The organism is Natrarchaeobaculum sulfurireducens, from assembly GCF_003430825.1.
In the GTDB taxonomy this organism is placed as follows: domain Archaea; phylum Halobacteriota; class Halobacteria; order Halobacteriales; family Natrialbaceae; genus Natrarchaeobaculum; species Natrarchaeobaculum sulfurireducens.
This window is the reverse complement of the sequence record NZ_CP024047.1, coordinates 2,053,593-2,072,165: the sequence shown is the minus strand read 5'-3', so window position 1 is coordinate 2,072,165 and position 18,573 is coordinate 2,053,593. Positions and strand designations below refer to the sequence as shown.

The following is an 18,573-nucleotide window of genomic DNA, read 5'->3' as shown; positions in this document are numbered from 1 at the left end:
AAAACGACCGTCGGTCGATGCACAACACAGCGTGAGTGGGCGGCCAAACCGCTCGAGCAACTCCTTCGACCTGGTGACAGACGCGTGTAGATCAGCCCTCTCGTCCACTAACGGCCGATTCAGACTGTTGCGGATCTTGTTGCCGCTATGCGTGGCGCGGGTCGGACGTCGGTTGGCGGCTCGAGACCTCTCTCAGAAAAGCACCGTGAGGACGCCCAGCGAGAGAGCGCTCGCGACGAGAAACGCCACCAGCACGACGACCACCGGCGTCGAGCCGGTATTACGGAGCGTGGCGAGCCGAATTTCCGTGCCGAGTCCGACGAATGCGAGCAAGAACAGCCAGCCGTAGGCGTTCTCGATCGACGCCTGCTGGTCGGGGGAGAACGCGCCGAGCGACGAGAGGACGGCGAGCGCGAGAAACCCGAGGACGAACTTCGGAAACTCCGCCCAGAGGAGCCCGAGCGACCGCCCGTCGCTCGCACTTGACGACCCAGATCGGGCGTAGTAACTCGCGTACGCGAGGACGACGACGCCGATGAGAGCGTTTCGGGTGAGTTTTGTCATCGTCGCCCACTGCCCGGCGACGTCCGAGTGGGCGAACCCGACCGCGACGACGGGGCCGGTCGAAAACATACTGACGCCGGCCCAGATCCCGAAGACGATTCCCGACAGCCCCAGCAACTCGCCGACGATCGGGTAGACGACGATCGTGATCGCGTCGAACAGCAACACCGTCGCGGCTGCGTAGGCGATCTGTCCCTCCCTCGCCCTGACGATTCCCGCGACGGCGACGACCGCCGAGACCCCACAGATACTGGCTCCGGCCGCGAGCAGCGACGAGAGCCGGTTCGCGAGCCCGAAGACGTTTCGGGCGAGCACTTCGACGAGCACCAGCGTCAGCCCGGTCACGCCGACGACGACCGCCAGAACGGGCCCGCCGACCTCGAGTACCGCCTCGAGCGAGAGCGACGCCCCCAGGAGGACGATGCCAGCGCCGAGCCAGAGCTTGTGGGTCGCGATTCCGGGTGCGAGTCGGTCGGGAACTCCCACGACGTTGCCGAGGACGAACCCGAGCGCGATGGCGACGAGGAGGTGATTCGGGCCCGCAAGGTCGGCGATTCCGCGGGCCAGCAGGGCCCCGAGACAGAGAACGGCGATCCCCGGAAGCAGTCGACGGGCACTCATCACGTCACCACGGAACCTGAAGATCCAGTAGCGCGATCGATCCGACGATCATCGCCCCGACCGCGACGCTTCGCCAGTCGCGCTCGAGCGCCGTCCAGCGATCCCACAGCCGGGCGACGTACGGCTCCCACGGTACTCTCGACATTCGTTCGGATTTCTGCCCTTCGGCCATTTAACGGTTGCCGACCGCGTCGAACGGGTGACCGTCAGCCGATGAAGTGTGTGACTGGTAGCTGAAATGCGGGCGACCGTCACCCGATGGGATGGGCATCGACCGACCATCCGTCATCGGCCGCGAGTCCGTCGTCGGTCACGGTAAGAACTTCCGCTACTCGCGACGGTCAATTTCGACCGGTAGTGTGTAGAATGTGCACACGACTCGCTCGGAATCGTGTGCTGTGCTCTCTCGTTTGGCTGCGATCGACGCCTCGACCGGCGGCGAATCGGCGCGTCTGATCGTCAGGCGCGGACCCGACCCTCGTTCGATCGGCGACGGTCCCGGGAACGACAGTCGCTCGAGTAGTAGCGACGTTCGGAACCGTACAACCTGCGAGGACTACCGGTCGACGCCACTTCGACCGACTCCTGTACGCTCGCACACACCTACTGATAACAGTCCTCGCTCACCTGGGTGAGCTGCGTTCGCCATCGGCGAGGCGTGTGAAACGACGGGATCGAACGCCTGACCGGCAATGTGAAAGACGAAGACAGTCCAACAGGGCTGCGATCCCTTTTATACTGAGGGAGACTGCGAACCCCTCGTCGAGACCAGTGTCCGTCGCGGGGCCGACAACAGCCTCGAACTGATCGATGACACCGTCGAAAGCGTCGGCGGTACTCGATCTAACCTCGATGGCACCCAATCGACTCGAGACGGTACTACCACTCGAAGCGGTCGGGGTCGCGGGCGGCGAGTGCCGTCCGAACGGCAGCGACGTTCTCGGCGACGTCGTGGACTCGAATCACGTCGGCACCGCGGTCCGCGGCGATCGCACTCGCCGCGACGGTCGCCTCGAGGCGCTCGTCGGCATCGCGGCCGACGTGGGCGAACATCGACTTGTGTGAGTGACCGACCAGTACGGGACAGTCGAGCGCCGCGAACTCGTCGATTCGACCCAGGAGTTCGAAGCTCTCGCCCGCAGATTTGCCGAAGCCGATCCCCGGATCGATGACGATTCGCTCGCGGTCGATGCCGGCTTTCTCGGCGAGTAAGACGCGCTCGGCGAGCTGGTCGATAACGTCCTCGACGACGTCGTCGTAGTCGACCTCGCGGTCGGGGACGACGGGCGCGTCGATGCTGTGCATCACGACCAGTCCCGCATCGTGGTCCGCGACGACGAATCGCATCTCGGGGTCTTCGAGCCCGGAGACGTCGTTGACGAGATCGGCCCCGGCCTCGAGGGCGGCGTCGGCAACGGCGGCCTTGCGTGTGTCGACGGAGATCGCCGCCTCGAGGTCGGTAATCCGTTCGATAACGGGGACGACGCGGTCGATCTCTGCCTGGACCGGGACCGGATCAGCCCCTGGTCGCGTCGACTCGCCGCCGACGTCGATCACGTCAGCACCGGCATCGACCATCGCCTCGGCACGGGCGACGGCGTCTTCGACGGCGTCGTACTCGCCCCCGTCGTGAAACGAGTCGGGCGTGACGTTCAGGATACCCATGACGGCGGTGTGGGCGTGCCACGGGTACTCGCTTGCGGTCCCCTCGTCGTCCGCTCCGACACCGTGGTCTCCGGCGTGTCCAACGTCGCTGGTTGTGTCCTCGGACGCGTCGTCGAGGTCGAGCGTCTGTCGGAGTTCGGTGGCGACCGTCTCGAGGCCATAAGCGCAGTCCGCGAGCGTCTTCGTGAGCCGGTCGAACTGGGAGTGGGTCCCCATGAGCACTGCGTCGACCCGTTCGTCACCGCTACGGTCGGTGGCGATCGCACACTCGCCGCCGAGACGGAGCAGTTCGTCTTTCAGATCCTCGGCCTGGCTCACCCGCAGATTCGTCCGCACGACGCGGTGGACGGCGTCGCCGTCGAATCGACCGACGCCGCGTTCCGGGACGTTGGCCGCGGCCAGTATCTCGCGGGCGTCCTCGAGGTTGCTGATTCGTTTAGGCACGTCGGCGCGCGTCCACCGCGAGCGGGCCTCGGCGACGGCGAACAGCGAACCGGTGACGACCACACAGTCGTCGGCTCCAGCGTACTCGAGCGCGATAGAAAGTGCGTCCTGGACGGATGCGACGGACTCGACGGTCGGGACGCCCGCGTCTTCGAACACCGTCGCGAGGACGGAGCGCGCTTCAGCGCGCTCGAGGGATGGTTCGGTCGCGACGACCGTCTCCGGGTCGGGGAGGGCGGTGGCCATCTCCCGGTGGTCCTTGTCGTGCATCGCACCGAAGACGACGTGGAGGTCGTCGTAGGCGTACGCCGACAGCGTTTCGGCGAGCGTCTCGCAGGCCCCCGGATTGTGGGCACCGTCGAGGACGACGAGCGGATCGGTGTCCATCACCTCGAATCGGCCCGGCCAGTGAGCCGCCCGGAGGCCGCGGGCGAGGTCGTCCTCGTCGACGGCTGTGACCTGTCGGGCGAGGGCCGCCGCGATACCTGCATTGGTCGCCTGATGGTCGCCCGGAAGCGGGACGTGGGTGTCGACCCCCCACTCCGCCGCGTCGATCGAAACGGCGGCCTCCGCGTGATTCGCCAGCCCGCCGTAGGTGACCGCCACGTCGGGTGCCGGACCGTCGCCCGTCCCGTCGCCGACCGTGACGACCTCGCCAGCCACCTCGCGAATCGCCTCGAGCGGGTCACCCGAGACGGCCGTCACCAGCGGGGCGTCGTCGGGAGCGACGTGAGCTTTGTCGCGGGCGATCTCGGCTTCGGTGTCGCCGATAATGCCCGTGTGTTCTAGGGTGACGCTCGTAACCGCGCTCGCAACCGGATCGACGACGCTCGTCGCATCGTATCGGCCGCCGATGCCGACCTCGAGGACGGCGACGTCGACGTCTTCGCGGCCGAAATACCACAGCGCCATGGCGGTCATCGTCTCGAAGAACGTCGGCGAGTCGCCGTCGGCACCGCGTTGCGTGACGTGATCACGAACGGTGTCGACGTACTCGGCGACTGCCGAGCGCGGGATCTTCCGGCCGTCGACGCGAACTCGCTCGCGAAGGTCCTCGAGATGGGGCGAGGTGTACAGCCCCACCGAGTAGCCGGCCTCCCGAAGCGTGCGCTCGAGCATGCGAGCGGTACTTCCCTTCCCGTTCGAGCCGGCGATCTGGACGCAGTCGATGCTATCGTGCGGGTCCTCGAGGGAGGCGAGCAATCGTGCCGTCGACTCCGTCCCCGGCTTCGGGCGAAATCGCCGCAGACCGAAGAGGAAGTCCGCCGCCTCGTGATACTCCATATCCGATCCAGCCAGCCCTGGCGCTTTAGGGTGTCGGAGTTGTCGCTCACCGGGTTCAACACACACCGTCGCCTCGAGTTACGGGCTTTTCTTCGAACCGGGGCTACTCGATGGGGATTCGGGTGACCGACCGCCGGGGACGGCGTCGTGGAATCGCGACTGCTGTGCTGTCGTCTCGGTCCTCCAGGCGCTCTAGGTGACCGCGGATGCCGTTGTGGTGGCCGGCACCGATGACGACGACGACGTCGTTGCCGTCCGCTCGAAGCGCGTGGAGTCGCTCAGCCATGGCGCGGTCCCGCCGGTCGATGAGCACCTCGCTCACCTCGGGTACCAGCAACCGAAGCTGATCGATCGCGGGCTGGACGTCGTCGCCGTGGCGGACGTCCCTGAACGGGAGCGTCGTCATCTCGAGCGCTTGCGCCTGTGCCTGCGGCCCCAGCTGCTGGGTCCGCAACAACATCTTCGGGAACGTGTCGATCCCGACGCTGTCGACGAGCGCGTCGACGGTCTCTGCGATCGGTTCGTCGATCAGCGCCACCTCGCGATCGAGCTCGGCGGCCGTCTCGATCGCGACCTCCATGTCGGTCGTCTGCGGGTCGAGTCCGTACAGCCGAACGACGGTTCGCTGGACGGCTCGCAACAGCTGGTAGGTCACCGCGATCGGGGGCGGCAGTTCGCGGGCGAAATCCAGCGCGTCGGTATCAGTGTTGCGCTCGAGGCGATCGTACCGGTACTCGTCGAGTTCGACGGCGACGACGTCGGGGTCTTCCTCCCGAATCGTCGATCGGACGCGGCGGCGGTGGACGGGGGAGAAGTGGACGCTGGGGACGAACGTGATGGAGCCCGTATCTGACATACCACTGTAGGATTCGTCGGCCACACGCTTGAAACGACCGCGTGTTTTCATACTGGGTGACAGATACCGGCCGGGACGATCGAATCCGGTGTCGCCACAGGACCAGTGCGCTGACAGGTCGTAATCGACCACTTCTGCTCTAGATGTCGGTACGCTGGCCGTAACGGCTTTTATCCTACCGTTCAAACGAAAAGATGGCCTGATCTTGGGGATTGGGCTATACCGTGCGCGGATGGGGGAACTAAACTGACCGAACGGGACATTCGGTCCACGTTGTGACACACCACCCTGCAACCTACCGTTCCCCTTCACGGGTTCTGACACTGTCAGCTAAAGTGACTGTGAGCGTTCACTGTGTCCGTCCGATGAATCCTCTTCAGTGACTGCCCTCGACAGAAGGAGAATAGTATTCGGCTCCAGTCGCGCGTAGAAAAGGTTCGACCAGAGTGTATCAGTCGTCAGATACCTTCGAGGAGAAGGTCCACGACTTCAGTCGCGTGTGGTAGTCACTCGTCTTTCGGCTGGCCCCAGTACTCGCTGCGCTGTGGGCGGTCGGTGATGGCCTCGACGTCGATCGGTTCGGCTTTCGCTTCGCGGGCCTCGAGTGCGGCCTTCGCGGACCCTTCCGTCGAGAAGTACGTGATCTCCTCTTCGACGGCGACCTCGAGCAGGTTGCGATCTCGCGAGACGATCAGATCGACTTCACCGCGTTTGGCGGCCTCTGCGAGGTCGACGGCTTCACAGAGGTCGTAGTACTCGGTGAAGCCAGCGACGAGTTCCTCACCGGCCTCGGTGTCGGGGTCGGAGAACTCGTCGGCGGAGAGGTCGATAACGACCGTCCCGTCTTCGGGGATCGGCTTGTTGACGGCGTCCTGGGCTTTGTCGTAGGCTTTGCCGAAGGTGTCAGCGGTGCCCATTACTTCGCCGGTCGACTTCATCTCCGGGCCGAGACGCGGGTCCGAGCCCGGCAGGCGGTCGAAGGGCAGAACGACTTCCTTGATCGAGGTCTGGGTGGGTACCTGCTCTTCGATGTCGAGTTCTGCGAGCGAGGTACCGGTCATGACTTTCGCGGCGATCTTGGCGATCGGGACGCCCGTCGCCTTCGAGATGAACGGTACCGTCCGCGAGGAACGTGGATTCGCCTCGAGGACGTACACTTCGGGGTCTTCCTCGGGGTCGTCCATCCCGGTGACGGCGAGCTGGACGTTCAACAGCCCCACCGTATCCAGTGCGTGGGCGATCTCCTCTGCGACCTCGCGGACGCGGCGGTTGACGTCGCGGCCGAGCGAGCGCGGCGGGATCATACAGGCGGAGTCGCCGGAGTGGACGCCCGCACTCTCGACGTGTTCCATGATGCCGCCGATGAGGACGTCTTCGCCGTCGGCGACGGCGTCGACGTCGAGTTCGACTGCCCCCTCGAGGAAGTCGTCGACCAGAATCGGCTTGTCGGGGCTGACGCGGACGGCCTCCTCGATGTACTGCTCGAGTTCGGCATCGTCGTAGACGACTTCCATCGCGCGGCCGCCGAGGACGTAGGAGGGACGGACGAGTACCGGATAGCCGATGTCGTGGGCCAGCTCGAGGGCCTCTTCTTTCGAGACGGCGGTGCCACCCTCTGGCTGGGCGATGCCCAGCTCGTCCATGAGGGCGTTGAATCGGTCGCGATCCTCGGCTAGGTCCATCGCTTCGACCTCGGTGCCCATGACCGAACACTCGAGGCCGCGGCGGTCGATCTCGTCTTTCAGCGGTTCGGCGATGTTGACGGAGGTCTGGCCGCCGAACTGGACCATCACGCCGTCGGCGTCGATCGCCTCGACCACGTCGGCGACCTCTTCGGCCGTGATCGGCTCGAAGAACAGCCCGTCGGAGGTGTCGTAGTCCGTCGAGACGGTCTCGGGGTTGTTGTTGATCACGTGCGCGTCGATCCCCATCTCGCGCAGCGCCTGGACCGCGTGAACCGAACAGTAGTCGAACTCGACGCCCTGTCCGATACGGATCGGGCCACCGCCGACGACGATCACGCTCTCTGCGTCACGGTCGACCTCGAGTTCGCCCGCGGCGGCGTCACCGACGAGCGGTCCTTTCTCGAACTCGTTCCTGCGAGCGGAGTAATAATACGGTGTCTGGGCGGCGAACTCCCCAGCGCAGGTGTCGACTTGCTTGTACGTCCGGCCAGGAACCGCCTGCTCGACGGTATCGACGTCGGTCTCGCCACCGGCGGTCGCGGCGATCGAGGCGTTCGTGTGGCCGGTGATGGCGGCCTCGGTGAAGTCGCCCGCTTGGGCCGCACGGGTGGACGCCGCGATATTCGCGTAGCGTTCGGTGTACCACTCGAAGATGCCGGTCAACTCGACGACTTCGTCGACGGTGTAGCCACGCTCGAACGCCTCGAACATCGCGTACGGGCGGTCGGGCGACGGACGCTCGAGGTACTGTTCCTCGAGTTCGGCGTCGCTTACGTCCGCCCAGTCGACGGCGGGGTCGTACTCGGAGGATCGAAGCGCTTTCAGCAGTGACTCCTCGAACGTGCGGCCGATGGCCATCGCCTCACCCGTCGATTTCATCGCCGTCGTCAGCTCGAAGTCGACGTCCTCGAACTTGTCCTTGGGCCAGCGGGGGACCTTGGTCACGACGTAGTCGATGGCGGGCTCGAAGGCGGCGGTCGTCTCGCCGGTGATCTCGTTTGTGATCTCGTGGAGACGCTTTCCGAGGGCGACTTTCGCGGTCACGCGAGCGATCGGGTAGCCCGTCGCCTTCGAGGCGAGCGCCGACGAGCGGGAAACGCGGGGGTTGACCTCGACGACACGGTACTCGCCGCCGGGCGTGCCGTCGTCGTGCCAGGCGAACTGGATGTTACAGCCGCCCTGGATGCCGAGTTCGCGGATGACGTCGAGTGCGGCGGTGCGCATCTCCTGGTGACCCTTGTCGGGGACGACCTGGGAGGGTGTGACGACCGTCGACTCCCCGGTGTGGATGCCCATCGGGTCGATGTTCTCCATGTTACAGATGATGATACAGGAGTCGTCGGCGTCGCGCATCACTTCGTACTCGTACTCGACCCAGCCGGCGATCGACTCGGTGATCAGCACCTCGTTGTTGCGCGAGAGGCGCAGGCCTTTCCGCACGCGGGCGAGGAGTTCATCGAACTCGTGGACGACGCCAGACCCGGAGCCGCCGAGCGTGTACGTCGTGCGGGCGATGACCGGCAGGCCCCCGACCTCGTCGACGGCGTCTTGAACGCGCTCTTCGAGGTCGGCTTCGCTTAGGTCGGCGACGGACTCGTCCTCGTCGAGCGAAATCGTCGTCGACGCGGGGACCGGCTGGCCGATCTTCTGCATGCGCTGGCGGAACAGATCGCGGTCTTCGGTCGCGTAAATGGTGTCGAGCGGCGTCCCCATGATCTCGACGTCGTGTTCTTCCAGGACGCCCTCCTCGGCGAGTTCGGCGGTGACGTTCAGGCCGGTCTGGCCGCCCAGCCCGGCGATAACGCCGTCGGGTTGTTCTTCACGGATAATCTCGGCGATCGCTTCCGTCGTGATCGGCTCGATGTAGACCCGGTCGGCCATCTCCGGATCGGTCATGATCGTCGCCGGGTTGGAGTTGACGAGCACGACTTCAGCCCCCTCTTCTTGCAGTGCCCGACAGGCCTGTGCGCCGGAGTAGTCGAACTCTGCCGCCTGGCCGATCTGAATCGGTCCACTGCCGATCAGGAGGATCGTCCGTCCATCCCCTGTCTGCGCCTGACTCTGGTCCGTACTCATTGGTCTTGTTCGTCCGAAGTTCGTACATCGTAATAAGCGCCACGAAACAATACGAATCTCGAAATGGCTTTGCGAAATTCGAACCGTCGCGTAAATCCGGTCGTGTCCACTGGCGAGAGCATCCCTGGCCCGCCTCGACGAACGTTCAGGTCGATCTGGGCTCGAGAAGGCGGTGTGACATGTCCAGACAAACGTGATCCGTGCTCTCGAGGGACACCATCACTGCCGGCAAGCGACGGTACCCGTCACGAGCTACTTGGTCGCCCGGGCCCGAGTACGCGTATGAAACGAATTGGCGTCGTCGGCGCGGGGGCCGCCGCCGCAGCGGCGACGTTCGTCCTCTCGGAGACGACCGACGCGTCGATAACCGTCCTCGAGAAGTCGGGCGGCCTCTGTGGCCGGGCGGCGACCCGTCGGCGTGATGGGATCGTCTACGACTACGGGGCCAACTACGTCAAATCGGCGGACGAACGAGTGACCGAACTGTTGACTGAGACGCTCGAGGCCGACAGTCTCGTCGACGTCACCGAACCGATCTGGACGTTCGACGCCGACGGTGAGGTCAGCGAGGGGCGGGAGAGCGACGAGCACAAGTGGAGCTACCGTCGGGGGCTGACCCAGGTCGCCAAACGGCTCTTCGCGCGGACGGACGCGGAGATCCACCGACGGACTCGCGTCGAGCGGATCGTCCGAGAGGGCCACGACGACGCCGATGGCCGGGGTGACGACGACTCGGCCGGCGTCTGGTTCCTCGAGGACGCCGATGGCGAACGCTGGGGGCCGTTCGACGCGCTACTGTTGAACCCACCGGCTCCACAGACCGCCGACTTGCTTCGGAGCGCCGACTGGGACGGCGACGAGGCGCTTCGAGCCGCGCTGCTCGAGGCGGTCGACGCGGTCCCCTACCGGACGATCTGGACCGGCGTCTTCCACTATCCGTTCGCGCTCGAGCGGCCGTACTACGCGTTGATCAACACGGACAAAGCCCACGAAGTGGGATGGATCGCCCGCGAGGAGTGTAAACCCGGCCACGTCCCTGACGGTGAGACGGTGCTGGTCGTCCAGGCCAGCCACGAGTGGTCCGTCGACCGCTACGACGAGCCACCCGAAGAGAACCTGGCGGAGCTGGCCCAGCACACCGCCGAACTGCTCGAAGACGACCGGCTCACCGAGCCCGACTGGACGGACCACCAGGGCTGGCGTTACGCGCTGACGGACGACGGCGCACCGACCGGCCCGATTCGAAGCGCCGAGTCGGTGGGGCTGTACTGTCTCGGTGACTGGGTCGCCGGCGAGGCGCGGGTCCACGCTGCACTCCGGTGTGGGCTCGACGTCGGCGAACGACTCGCACTCGCTGGCGAGTGATCACTCGGTACACGGCAACTCGACCAGTGCAAGCCAGAAGTCCTCGATCGCTCGAGCGATCGTGACGAAATCCATCGGTTCGACGGGTTTCTGGATGTACGCGTTCGCGTTCATGTCGTAGGATCTGACCACGTCCTCCTCGGCTGAGGAACTCGTGAGAACGATGACGGGCGTCTGTCGAAAGTCCGGATCGTCCTCGAGTTCCGCGAGCAGAGCTTCCCCGCTGAGTTTCGGCAGGTGCAGATCGAGGAGGATCAGCTTCGGTGACGGTGCGTCTTCGTATTCGCCCTCCTTGCGCAGGAACTCGAGGGCGCTCTCTCCATCGGCGACTGCGTGCACCTGATTTACGATGCTGCCGTCGGCGAAGCCCTCCTCGATCAATCGAACGTCACCCGGACTCTGATCGACGAGAAGAATGTCGGCTACGTCGGACGGTTCGATCTCACGGGTGGGATCCGTTCCACGCTCTCGGTCGTCCATGCCTCTCCTCTGTCGCCGGTGAGTATAGCGCTATCCGCGCGGTCGACGGTAGCCAGGATAGACCGATCAGGACGACCGGGGCTCGAGCGCCACGCAATAGTCGGTCAGGTTCTCGACGCCGTCCTCGGTGACGACCACCAGATCCTCGATGCGGACGCCGCCGACGGCGGGATCGTAGATGCCAGGTTCGATCGTCAACACGTGGCCGGCTTCGAGTTCGCCGCCCGCGGGCGAGACGCTTGGCTGCTCGTGGATGTCGAGGCCGACGCCATGGCCGGTGCTGTGGATGAAGCCGGTTTCCGTGGTGGGGTCGCTGCGGAGCGTCTCGTAGCCCGCCCCCTCGATCACGTCGCAGACGACGTCGTGGACAGCACCACCAGTGACGCCGGGTTCGACGGCCTCGAGGGCGGCCTCGTAGGCCTCTTTCGTCACCTCGTACCGCCGACGGGCTTCCTCGCCGGGGTCGCCTCGAGCGAACGTCCGGGTCATATCCGCGAAGTAGCCCGTCTCCGTATCGCGCGGGAAGATGTCGATCACGATCAGTTCCTCGGCCCGAAGCGGGCCGCTCCCGCGATCGTGTGGGTCCGCACCGTCGGCACCGCAGGCGACGATGGTGTCGTCGAGCCCGCAGCCGTGCCGGAGGAGGGTGACTTCGATCGCTTCTTTGACGCGCTCGCTGGTGAGCGCCTCGCCGTCGGCAAGCAACGTGCCGTCGTCGGCGACCTCCGCGGCCGCGATCAGTTCCTCGGCGCGGGCCATCGCGGCTTCGTTGGCTTTCTGGGTCCGTCGAATCTGGTCGCGTTCCCACGGGGTCTTGCTCGCTCGAATCTCCTCGACGACACCCTTGGACTCGACGGTCACCTCGAGGCCGTGTTCGCGAAGGCCGTCTGCGGTCCCCGTCGGAAACGTTCGCGGGACCGCGATCGAGTCGACGCCGTGATCCTCGAGAAAGGCGGCGATCGTCCGGAGTTTTCCTTCGTAAGGACCGTGCTGGCCCACGAGTTCCTGGTAGTCGTAGGCCGCCCGCCGGGAGACGGAGTCTGCGGCTGCCTCGGACTGCGCCCGGCCGTACTCGAGGCCGGAGACGAGCAGGTGGACGCCGTCGGCCGTCACGAGCGTCTGGTAGGGATCAGGGGCCGTGAAGCCGGAGAGATACCGTTGATCGGAATCCGATGCATCGTCGTCGATCAGATAGCCGTCTACGCCCGCGTCTTCGAGGGTCGCTCGAAGCGGCGAGAGGTCGACGTCGACGTTCATGCAGGCAGTTCGCGGCGGCGACGACATAACTGTTCGCCGATGTGCCCGTGACCCGTGGGTCGTCGTCGGTCGGTGCCCGACCCCGGTGGCTTTCGACCAGCTCTCCGCCGATGTCGAACACACAGTCTTATACTCGAACGCGACAATCCAGTTCGCATGAATCGGCGACGGTTCCTCGCAACCGGGCTCTCCGCCTCCAGCGTGGCCGTGGCGGGCTGCGTGTCGATCCCCGGCAGCGCCGACACCGACGGGTCCGCGGCGTCCGACACGCCGCAATCGAGTGCGGACCTGATTGCTGAGGCCCTCGAGACGACCAAAGCAGTCGAGACGATCACGGCTCGGCGAACGATGACCATCGAGACGCCCGACTCGTCGATCGAACGCGTTGGCGAACTCGCCGCGCGTGAGCCGACCGATCGCCGGCTCGAGGTGCTCGAGTCGACGGACGATAGCGTCCCCGCAGGCTCCGTTTCGATCCGAACGCCGACGGTTACCTGGGAGTACGACCCGGACGCGGAGACGGCTATCGAACGCAACCATCCGAACCGGTTTCTCGTCGAGGAGCGCCGACTCGACCTCGAGACTCTCCTCGATGTGGACTCCGAACTGGCATACGAGGGCGTCGAAGACGTCGACGACCGAGAGACTCACGTGGTGAGTGCCGAGCTCGCTATCGACGACGAACTCGAGCGCTCTCTGGACCTGCTCGTCGGCGAGACGGTGTACCGGATCCCTCTCGAACTACCGACTGGTGAGGACGGCCTCGAGGATCCGATCGTCGAACGCCGTCTCTGGATCGACGAGAAGTCGCGCTACCCGGTCAAAGAGCGCGCGACCGTCTCCGACGGTGAGACGCTCATCAACGAGCTGTCGGTGACCTACGAGGACCTCACACTCGGTGAGAAACTGCCCGACGAGACGTTCGAGTACGAGCCGCCAGAGGGAGTTCCAGTCGAGGCGGCCGGGACCGAGCCCGAAGGGATCTACGACTCGCGTGCGGACGCTGACGCGGTCGCTCCCTACGACCTCCCCGATCCAGCGGTGCCCGACCCGTACGCCCTCGAGCGAATCGTCGTCCTCGAGAAGCGGGCTGCACTCGGCACGAGCACGACGTTCTGGTACGCAGACCCCAACGAGCCCGACCGAGAATTGTTTGTCGCCGTCCGCAACGAGAAGCGATTCAGTCCCGACGTCCTCGAGGAAGACGAGGTCGACGGCGTCTCGGTCTACCGGCGCGATGGGCGGATTCGGAGTTTCTTCTGGACGTGTGAGCCCCTCAACTACGAGGTCTCGAGTCCGGATTCGGATGCGCCGCTACGTGCGGTCGCTGCCTCGGTCGGCTGTCCGTAGTGGCGACTGTACTCCCGTCGGGCACGTCGACGAGGCCGCTGCGTTGTGCGTATCGGTACCGGTATAGGGGGCCCGCACGAGACTTCGACCATGAGTGAGAACGTCACGATCGTCCCCTCGACGCTCGAGGGGACGGTTCGGGCACCGCCGTCGAAGAGTTACACCCATCGAGCGATCCTCGCGGCTGGCTACGCAGACGGCGCGACCGTCCGAGATGCCCTCTGGAGTGCCGACACGCGGGCGACCGCGCGTGCCGTCTCGCTGTTCGGTGGCGCAGTCGACCGTGCCGAGGATGGCACCCTCGAGGTCACGGGCTTCGACGGCCGACCCGAGGTGCCGGCCGACGTCATCGACTGTGATAACAGCGGGACGACGATGCGACTCGTCACCGCCGCCGCGGCACTCGCCGACGGCATCTCGGTGCTGACCGGCGACGAATCCCTCCGATCCCGGCCCCAGGGCCCCCTGCTCGATGCGATCGCGGCGCTGGGCGGCGAAGCGGCGAGCACTCGCGGGAACGGTCAGGCACCGCTCGTCGTCACGGGCCCGATCGCTAGCGGCGAGGTGTCGATCCCCGGCGACGTCTCCTCGCAGTACATCACGGCCCTGCTGATGGCCGGTGCGGTCACCGACGAGGGGATCGACGTCGTCCTCGAGACCGAACTCAAATCCGCGCCCTACGTCGACGTCACGCTCGAGGTGCTCTCCGACTTCGGCGTCGACGCCCAGGAGACAGCGGACGGCTTCTCCGTCGACGGCGGTCAGTCCTATCGACCAGCGGGCGGTGAGTACGCCGTTCCGGGTGACTTCTCGTCGATATCCTACCCCCTCGCTGCGGGGGCAATCGCTGGCGAGGCCGGCGTTCGAATCGAGGGTGCAAATCCCAGCGCGCAGGGTGACACCGCCATCGTCGAGATCGTCGATCGAATGGGAGCCGACGTCGACTGGGACCGCGAGGCCGGCGTCATCGACGTCTCGAGCGCCTCGCTGTCGGGGATCGAGGTCTCCGTCGAGGACACCCCCGACCTGCTGCCGACGATCGCGACCCTGGGTGCGGTCGCCGACGGCGAGACCCACATCACGAACGCCGAACACGTCCGCTACAAAGAAACCGACCGCGTGAGCGCGATGGCCGAAGAACTCGGCAAGATGGGCGTCGAGACGACCGAAGAGCGCGATTCGCTGACGATCCACGGCAGCGACTCGAGCCTCGAGGGGGCAACGGTCTCCGGCCGGGGCGACCACCGGATCATCATGTCGCTCGCGCTCGCGGGCCTGGTCGCTGACGGCGAGACGACGATCGAAGGCACCGAGCACGTCGACGTCTCGTTCCCCGGCTTTTTCGACGCGCTCTCCGGGTTGGGTGTAGATCTCACAGCCGCGGAGTAGCGTGGGCATCGAGGGCCGAACGGCCGCACTTGCGGCTCAGAACTCGTAGGCCATCATGACCTCGTCGACGAGTTCGTCGTCGATCGTGTAGTGATTCTTTCTGATTCCCTCGGTGTTCCAGCCGTGTTCGCCGAGGAAGGCGAGTGCGACGTCGTTGGTCGCGGGAACGCTGTTGTACACCTTCCGGTAGCCGTTGGCTTCCGCCCAGTCGAGTCCACGGCTCAGGAGCCGGGTCCCGATTCCCTGGCCGCGGTAGTCGGGGCGGACGCCGACGGTGAGTTGTGCGGTATCTCGGAGCTTCTCGACGTGTGGCAGATCGAGGTGCGTCCAGCCGACGACCTCGGCGTCGACCGTCGCGACGAAGAACATCCGCGACTCGACGGTAGTGTGTCTCGAGATCGTATCGTCGTAGAGCAACTGCTCGGCGACGGTCTCGGCGACGACGTAGGTTTCGGTCGCCGTCACGTCCCGGATCGCGTCCACGACCGCCTCGAAGTCGGTGTGGCGGGCGGGCCGAACGGTGTAGGTGAGGTCGTCGGTCGTGTACTCTTCGATCGACCCCGCATCCAGCGGCACCCGGATCGTCCCGCCGTCTTCCTCGAGGTAGCCTTTCGTCTTCAGGTCGTCCAGATGCTCCTGAAACCGTTCGGCTGAAACCGACGCGGCGTCGCGAACCCGGTGTCGGGCTGCCGTCCCGTGTCGTTCGACGTACTGGTAGATTTCCTTGCTCGTCTCGTCGTCGAACGTCGGTCGGTCGGGAGCGCGCATACGGATGTATCCACCCAGGGCAACGGCATAATTCTTGCTACTCGGTACCAATCCCCAACCCGGTCGGCCGACAGTCACGTTCGATCGGTTCGATCGGCCAGCAACGACGCTTTGACCCTCGAGCCCGTGATTACAGCCATGCGGACCGACCTCGAGAGCCGCCTGCGGGTTGACCTGCTCGAGGACGGCTACCTCGAGCCGTCGTACGATTCCTACTGTTTCGCCAACGTGCCCGAAACGGTCCGGCGCGAGCTGGGCGTCGTCGACGGGACCACCCGAGCGCTACCCGAAGACGTCCTCGCCGACGTCGACAACAGCTACGAACGGGTTTTCGTCGTCCTCGTCGACGGCTTCGGGCTCGAACTCTGGAAACGCCACCGCGAGGATCACCCGCTGCTCGAGCGAATCGAAGAGCGGGGGACGGTAACGCCGTTGACCTCGATTTACCCCTCCGAGACGGCGGCGGCGCTGACGACTTTTCACACGGGACGGCTCCCCACGAGCCACGGCGTTCTCGGCTGGGAGGTGTACGATCCGGCCGACGATGCCTCTTATGAGGCCTTCTCCACGACGGTGACCGCCGGTGACGAGTCGACCGACTACGAGCTTCAGGACGTCTTCGTGGGCGACCCGATCTATCCCGCGCTCGAGGCCGCTGGCGTCGACTGTCGCCACGTCGTCCCGTTCGCCGAAACCTACGACGGGGCGACCTGTCACAGCTACGGCACCGTCGACGGGCCGGGTCACGGCCTCGAGGGGCTCGAAGAGGCCGTCGAGGAGGCGTTTACAGCCGCGGCCGATCCGGCCTACCTGTTCGCCTATCTGCCCCAGGTCGACACCGTTGCACACGCCTACGGCACGACGAGCGACCCGTACCGCGAAGCCGTCCGCGAGACGTTCGACGCCCTCGATCGAGCCCTGTCGGGGCTGGGAGACACTGCACGCGAGGACACCCTCGTCCTCCTGACGGCAGACCACGGCCACGTCGACACCGATCCCGATCGAAACGTCGACCTCGAGCGATTCGACGACGTGATGGCGGCGCTCGAGCGCCACGGGACCGGCGAGCCGGTCCGCTACGCCGGGAGCCCGCGTAACGTCCACCTCCACCTTCGAGAGCCCGAGGAGTCGCGTGACGATATCAGGGAGACGCTCGAAGACGCCCTCGAGGCCCAGGTCATCACCCGCGAGGAGGCTCTCGAGTGTGGCCTCTTCGGACGCGGCGAGCAAAGCCAGACGTTCCGTCGGCGGCTGGGCGATCTCGTCGTCTGTCACCGCGAGCTGTCGGTCTGGTACGGCAGCGACCGACCGAAACTCGAGTTGGTTGGGATGCACGGCGGGCTCCACCCCGACGAGATGCTGGTCCCGTTCGCCGCGGTCGACCTCGAGGCGGTGTGCTGATCGGGTCGAGGTTAGCGAGGTGGCTGAGTGAGACCGTAGGGTTCTGCCTCCGGTGGGTCCGTGGCGTCCTGTCCAATCTGAACCACTAAGTGCCCACGTTGCCGAGGGGGTGGTAATGAACGGCAACCGCTTCGGTCGCCTCTTCCAGGTGACCACGTTCGGCGAGAGCCACGGGGAAGCGATGGGCTGTACCGTCTCGGGCTGTCCAGCCGGCCTCGAGCTCTCCGCAGAGGACATCCAGGAGGATCTAGACCGTCGGAAACCGGGCCAGTCGATGATCACGACCAGCCGCGGCGAACCCGACGCGGTTTCGATCAAGTCGGGCGTCCAGGACGGCTACACGACTGGCACGCCGATCGGGATGGTCATCCAGAACAAAGACGCTCGCTCGGGCAAGTACGAGCCCTTCATCACCGCACCGCGACCGAGCCACGGCGATTTCACCTACTCGGCGAAGTTCGGCACCCGCAACTGGGGTGGCGGCGGCCGCTCGTCCGCGCGTGAGACCGTCAACTGGGTCGCCGCGGGCGCCATCGCGAAGAAACTGCTCGCACTCGAGGGCATCGAACTCAAAGCCCACGTCAACCAGATCGCCGACATCGAGGCTCCAGAGGTGAGCTTCGAGCAGATGCTCGAGCACTCGGAGGAGAACGCCGTCCGGTGTGCTCACCCCGAGTCAGCAGAGAAGATGCAGGATCGAATCGCGGAGTATCAGGAGGAAGGCGACTCGATCGGTGGCAGCATCTACTTCGAGGTCCGCGGCGTTCCCGTCGGCCTCGGCGCGCCACGGTTCGACTCGCTGTCGGCCCGACTCGGCCAGGCGATGATGGCCGTCCCGGCGACGACGGCCTTCGAGTTCGGCCTCGGAACTGAAGCCGCAGAATACTCGGGGAAAGATCGAAACGACGACTGGGAGTTCGACGACGACGGGACCCCGACGCCGGTCGAAAACGATCACGGCGGCATCCAGGGCGGCATCTCGAGCGGCGAGCCGATCTACGGCGAGGTGACGCTCCACGCGCCCACCTCGATCCCGAAAGAACAACAGACGGTCGATTGGGAAACCGGTGAGGTGGTCGACGACGCACAGGTCATCGGCCGCCACGACCCCGTCCTCCCACCGAGGGGTGTCCCCGTCGTCGAGGCGATGCTCGCGCTTACCCTCGTCGACTTCATGTTGCTGTCGGGGCGGATCACCCCCGACCGCGTCGACGGCAATCCCGGCGAGTACGAGACGGACTACCACCCGAGTAACCCGAAAAACGAGTAGGCGCGTTCGCTTGCGACGCCAGTCCCGCCCGACACCACCGGGACTTTCTCGGCCTGAGAACGCCCAGTTCGCTTCTTGTATCACACCGGAGAGGACTC

General features: G+C 65.6%; 13 protein-coding genes. 5 read left to right on the top strand and 8 right to left on the bottom strand.

Annotated elements, in window-relative coordinates; all coding sequences use genetic code 11:
- Nucleotides 1-192: 192 nt before the first annotated feature.
- From AArc1_RS11405 to carB, 5 genes are all read right to left on the bottom strand, one after another.
- Complete coding sequence (locus AArc1_RS11405; protein WP_117364486.1) at nt 193-1,185, bottom strand: YeiH family protein; 993 nt, start codon at nt 1,183-1,185, stop codon at nt 193-195.
- A 4-nt stretch (nt 1,186-1,189) separates the two neighbouring features.
- Complete coding sequence (locus tag AArc1_RS19065; RefSeq protein WP_186336593.1) at nt 1,190-1,330, bottom strand: hypothetical protein; 141 nt, start codon at nt 1,328-1,330, stop codon at nt 1,190-1,192.
- Nucleotides 1,331-2,064: 734 nt separating this feature from the next.
- Nucleotides 2,065-4,578: a dihydropteroate synthase gene (folP, locus tag AArc1_RS11400; RefSeq protein ID WP_117364485.1), complete on the bottom strand. Its 2,514-nt coding sequence runs from the start codon at nt 4,576-4,578 to the stop codon at nt 2,065-2,067.
- Between the two features lie 103 nt (nt 4,579-4,681).
- Nucleotides 4,682-5,434: a TraB domain-containing protein gene (locus tag AArc1_RS11395; protein ID WP_117364484.1), complete on the bottom strand. Its 753-nt coding sequence runs from the start codon at nt 5,432-5,434 to the stop codon at nt 4,682-4,684.
- 506 nt (nt 5,435-5,940) lie between these two features.
- On the bottom strand, nt 5,941-9,195 hold the full coding sequence (carB, locus tag AArc1_RS11390) for a carbamoyl-phosphate synthase large subunit (protein ID WP_117364483.1): 3,255 nt from the start codon (nt 9,193-9,195) through the stop codon (nt 5,941-5,943).
- Nucleotides 9,196-9,477: 282 nt separating this feature from the next.
- Between carB and AArc1_RS11385 the strand changes: the two genes are divergently transcribed.
- Nucleotides 9,478-10,560, top strand: a complete 1,083-nt coding sequence (locus tag AArc1_RS11385; protein WP_117364482.1) for an NAD(P)/FAD-dependent oxidoreductase — start codon at nt 9,478-9,480, stop codon at nt 10,558-10,560.
- Here the strand turns inward: AArc1_RS11385 and AArc1_RS11380 are convergent, their stop codons facing one another.
- Nucleotides 10,561-11,040, bottom strand: a complete 480-nt coding sequence (locus tag AArc1_RS11380; RefSeq protein WP_117364481.1) for a response regulator — start codon at nt 11,038-11,040, stop codon at nt 10,561-10,563. It abuts the gene before it with no gap.
- A 66-nt stretch (nt 11,041-11,106) separates the two neighbouring features.
- Entirely contained in the window at nt 11,107-12,297 is a 1,191-nt protein-coding gene (locus tag AArc1_RS11375) for a M24 family metallopeptidase (protein WP_117364480.1), read from the bottom strand.
- 156 nt (nt 12,298-12,453) lie between these two features.
- Between AArc1_RS11375 and AArc1_RS11370 the strand changes: the two genes are divergently transcribed.
- Together AArc1_RS11370 and aroA are read left to right on the top strand one after the other, a co-directional pair.
- On the top strand, nt 12,454-13,647 hold the full coding sequence (locus AArc1_RS11370) for a LolA family protein (RefSeq protein WP_117364479.1): 1,194 nt from the start codon (nt 12,454-12,456) through the stop codon (nt 13,645-13,647).
- A gap of 90 nt (nt 13,648-13,737) precedes the next feature.
- The gene (aroA, locus tag AArc1_RS11365; RefSeq protein ID WP_117364478.1) at nt 13,738-15,036 is read left to right on the top strand and encodes a 3-phosphoshikimate 1-carboxyvinyltransferase; all 1,299 of its coding nucleotides are present in this window, start codon (nt 13,738-13,740) and stop codon (nt 15,034-15,036) included.
- Nucleotides 15,037-15,072: 36 nt separating this feature from the next.
- Here aroA and AArc1_RS11360 read toward each other — a convergent pair whose 3' ends face one another.
- Complete coding sequence (locus AArc1_RS11360; RefSeq protein WP_117364477.1) at nt 15,073-15,804, bottom strand: GNAT family N-acetyltransferase; 732 nt, start codon at nt 15,802-15,804, stop codon at nt 15,073-15,075.
- Between the two features lie 138 nt (nt 15,805-15,942).
- On the opposite strand from AArc1_RS11360, the gene AArc1_RS11355 reads away from it, so the two are divergent.
- The gene (locus AArc1_RS11355; protein ID WP_117364476.1) at nt 15,943-17,205 is read left to right on the top strand and encodes an alkaline phosphatase family protein; all 1,263 of its coding nucleotides are present in this window, start codon (nt 15,943-15,945) and stop codon (nt 17,203-17,205) included.
- Nucleotides 17,206-17,320: 115 nt separating this feature from the next.
- Complete coding sequence (gene aroC, locus AArc1_RS11350; protein ID WP_117364475.1) at nt 17,321-18,475, top strand: chorismate synthase; 1,155 nt, start codon at nt 17,321-17,323, stop codon at nt 18,473-18,475.
- Nucleotides 18,476-18,573 lie beyond the last annotated feature (98 nt).

What these genes read in the sequence shown, in the direction of transcription:
- AArc1_RS11355 (WP_117364476.1), top strand. Translation starts at nt 15,943, where the DNA reads ATGCGGACCGACCTCGAGAGCCGCCTGCGGGTTGACCTGCTCGAGGAC.
- AArc1_RS11380 (WP_117364481.1), bottom strand. Translation starts at nt 11,040, where the DNA reads ATGGACGACCGAGAGCGTGGAACGGATCCCACCCGTGAGATCGAACCG.
- folP (WP_117364485.1), bottom strand. Translation starts at nt 4,578, where the DNA reads ATGGAGTATCACGAGGCGGCGGACTTCCTCTTCGGTCTGCGGCGATTT.
- AArc1_RS11360 (WP_117364477.1), bottom strand. Translation starts at nt 15,804, where the DNA reads ATGCGCGCTCCCGACCGACCGACGTTCGACGACGAGACGAGCAAGGAA.
- aroA (WP_117364478.1), top strand. Translation starts at nt 13,738, where the DNA reads ATGAGTGAGAACGTCACGATCGTCCCCTCGACGCTCGAGGGGACGGTT.
- carB (WP_117364483.1), bottom strand. Translation starts at nt 9,195, where the DNA reads ATGAGTACGGACCAGAGTCAGGCGCAGACAGGGGATGGACGGACGATC.
- aroC (WP_117364475.1), top strand. Translation starts at nt 17,321, where the DNA reads ATGAACGGCAACCGCTTCGGTCGCCTCTTCCAGGTGACCACGTTCGGC.
- AArc1_RS11405 (WP_117364486.1), bottom strand. Translation starts at nt 1,185, where the DNA reads ATGAGTGCCCGTCGACTGCTTCCGGGGATCGCCGTTCTCTGTCTCGGG.
- AArc1_RS11385 (WP_117364482.1), top strand. Translation starts at nt 9,478, where the DNA reads ATGAAACGAATTGGCGTCGTCGGCGCGGGGGCCGCCGCCGCAGCGGCG.
- AArc1_RS11395 (WP_117364484.1), bottom strand. Translation starts at nt 5,434, where the DNA reads ATGTCAGATACGGGCTCCATCACGTTCGTCCCCAGCGTCCACTTCTCC.
- AArc1_RS11370 (WP_117364479.1), top strand. Translation starts at nt 12,454, where the DNA reads ATGAATCGGCGACGGTTCCTCGCAACCGGGCTCTCCGCCTCCAGCGTG.
- AArc1_RS11375 (WP_117364480.1), bottom strand. Translation starts at nt 12,297, where the DNA reads ATGAACGTCGACGTCGACCTCTCGCCGCTTCGAGCGACCCTCGAAGAC.
- AArc1_RS19065 (WP_186336593.1), bottom strand. Translation starts at nt 1,330, where the DNA reads ATGTCGAGAGTACCGTGGGAGCCGTACGTCGCCCGGCTGTGGGATCGC.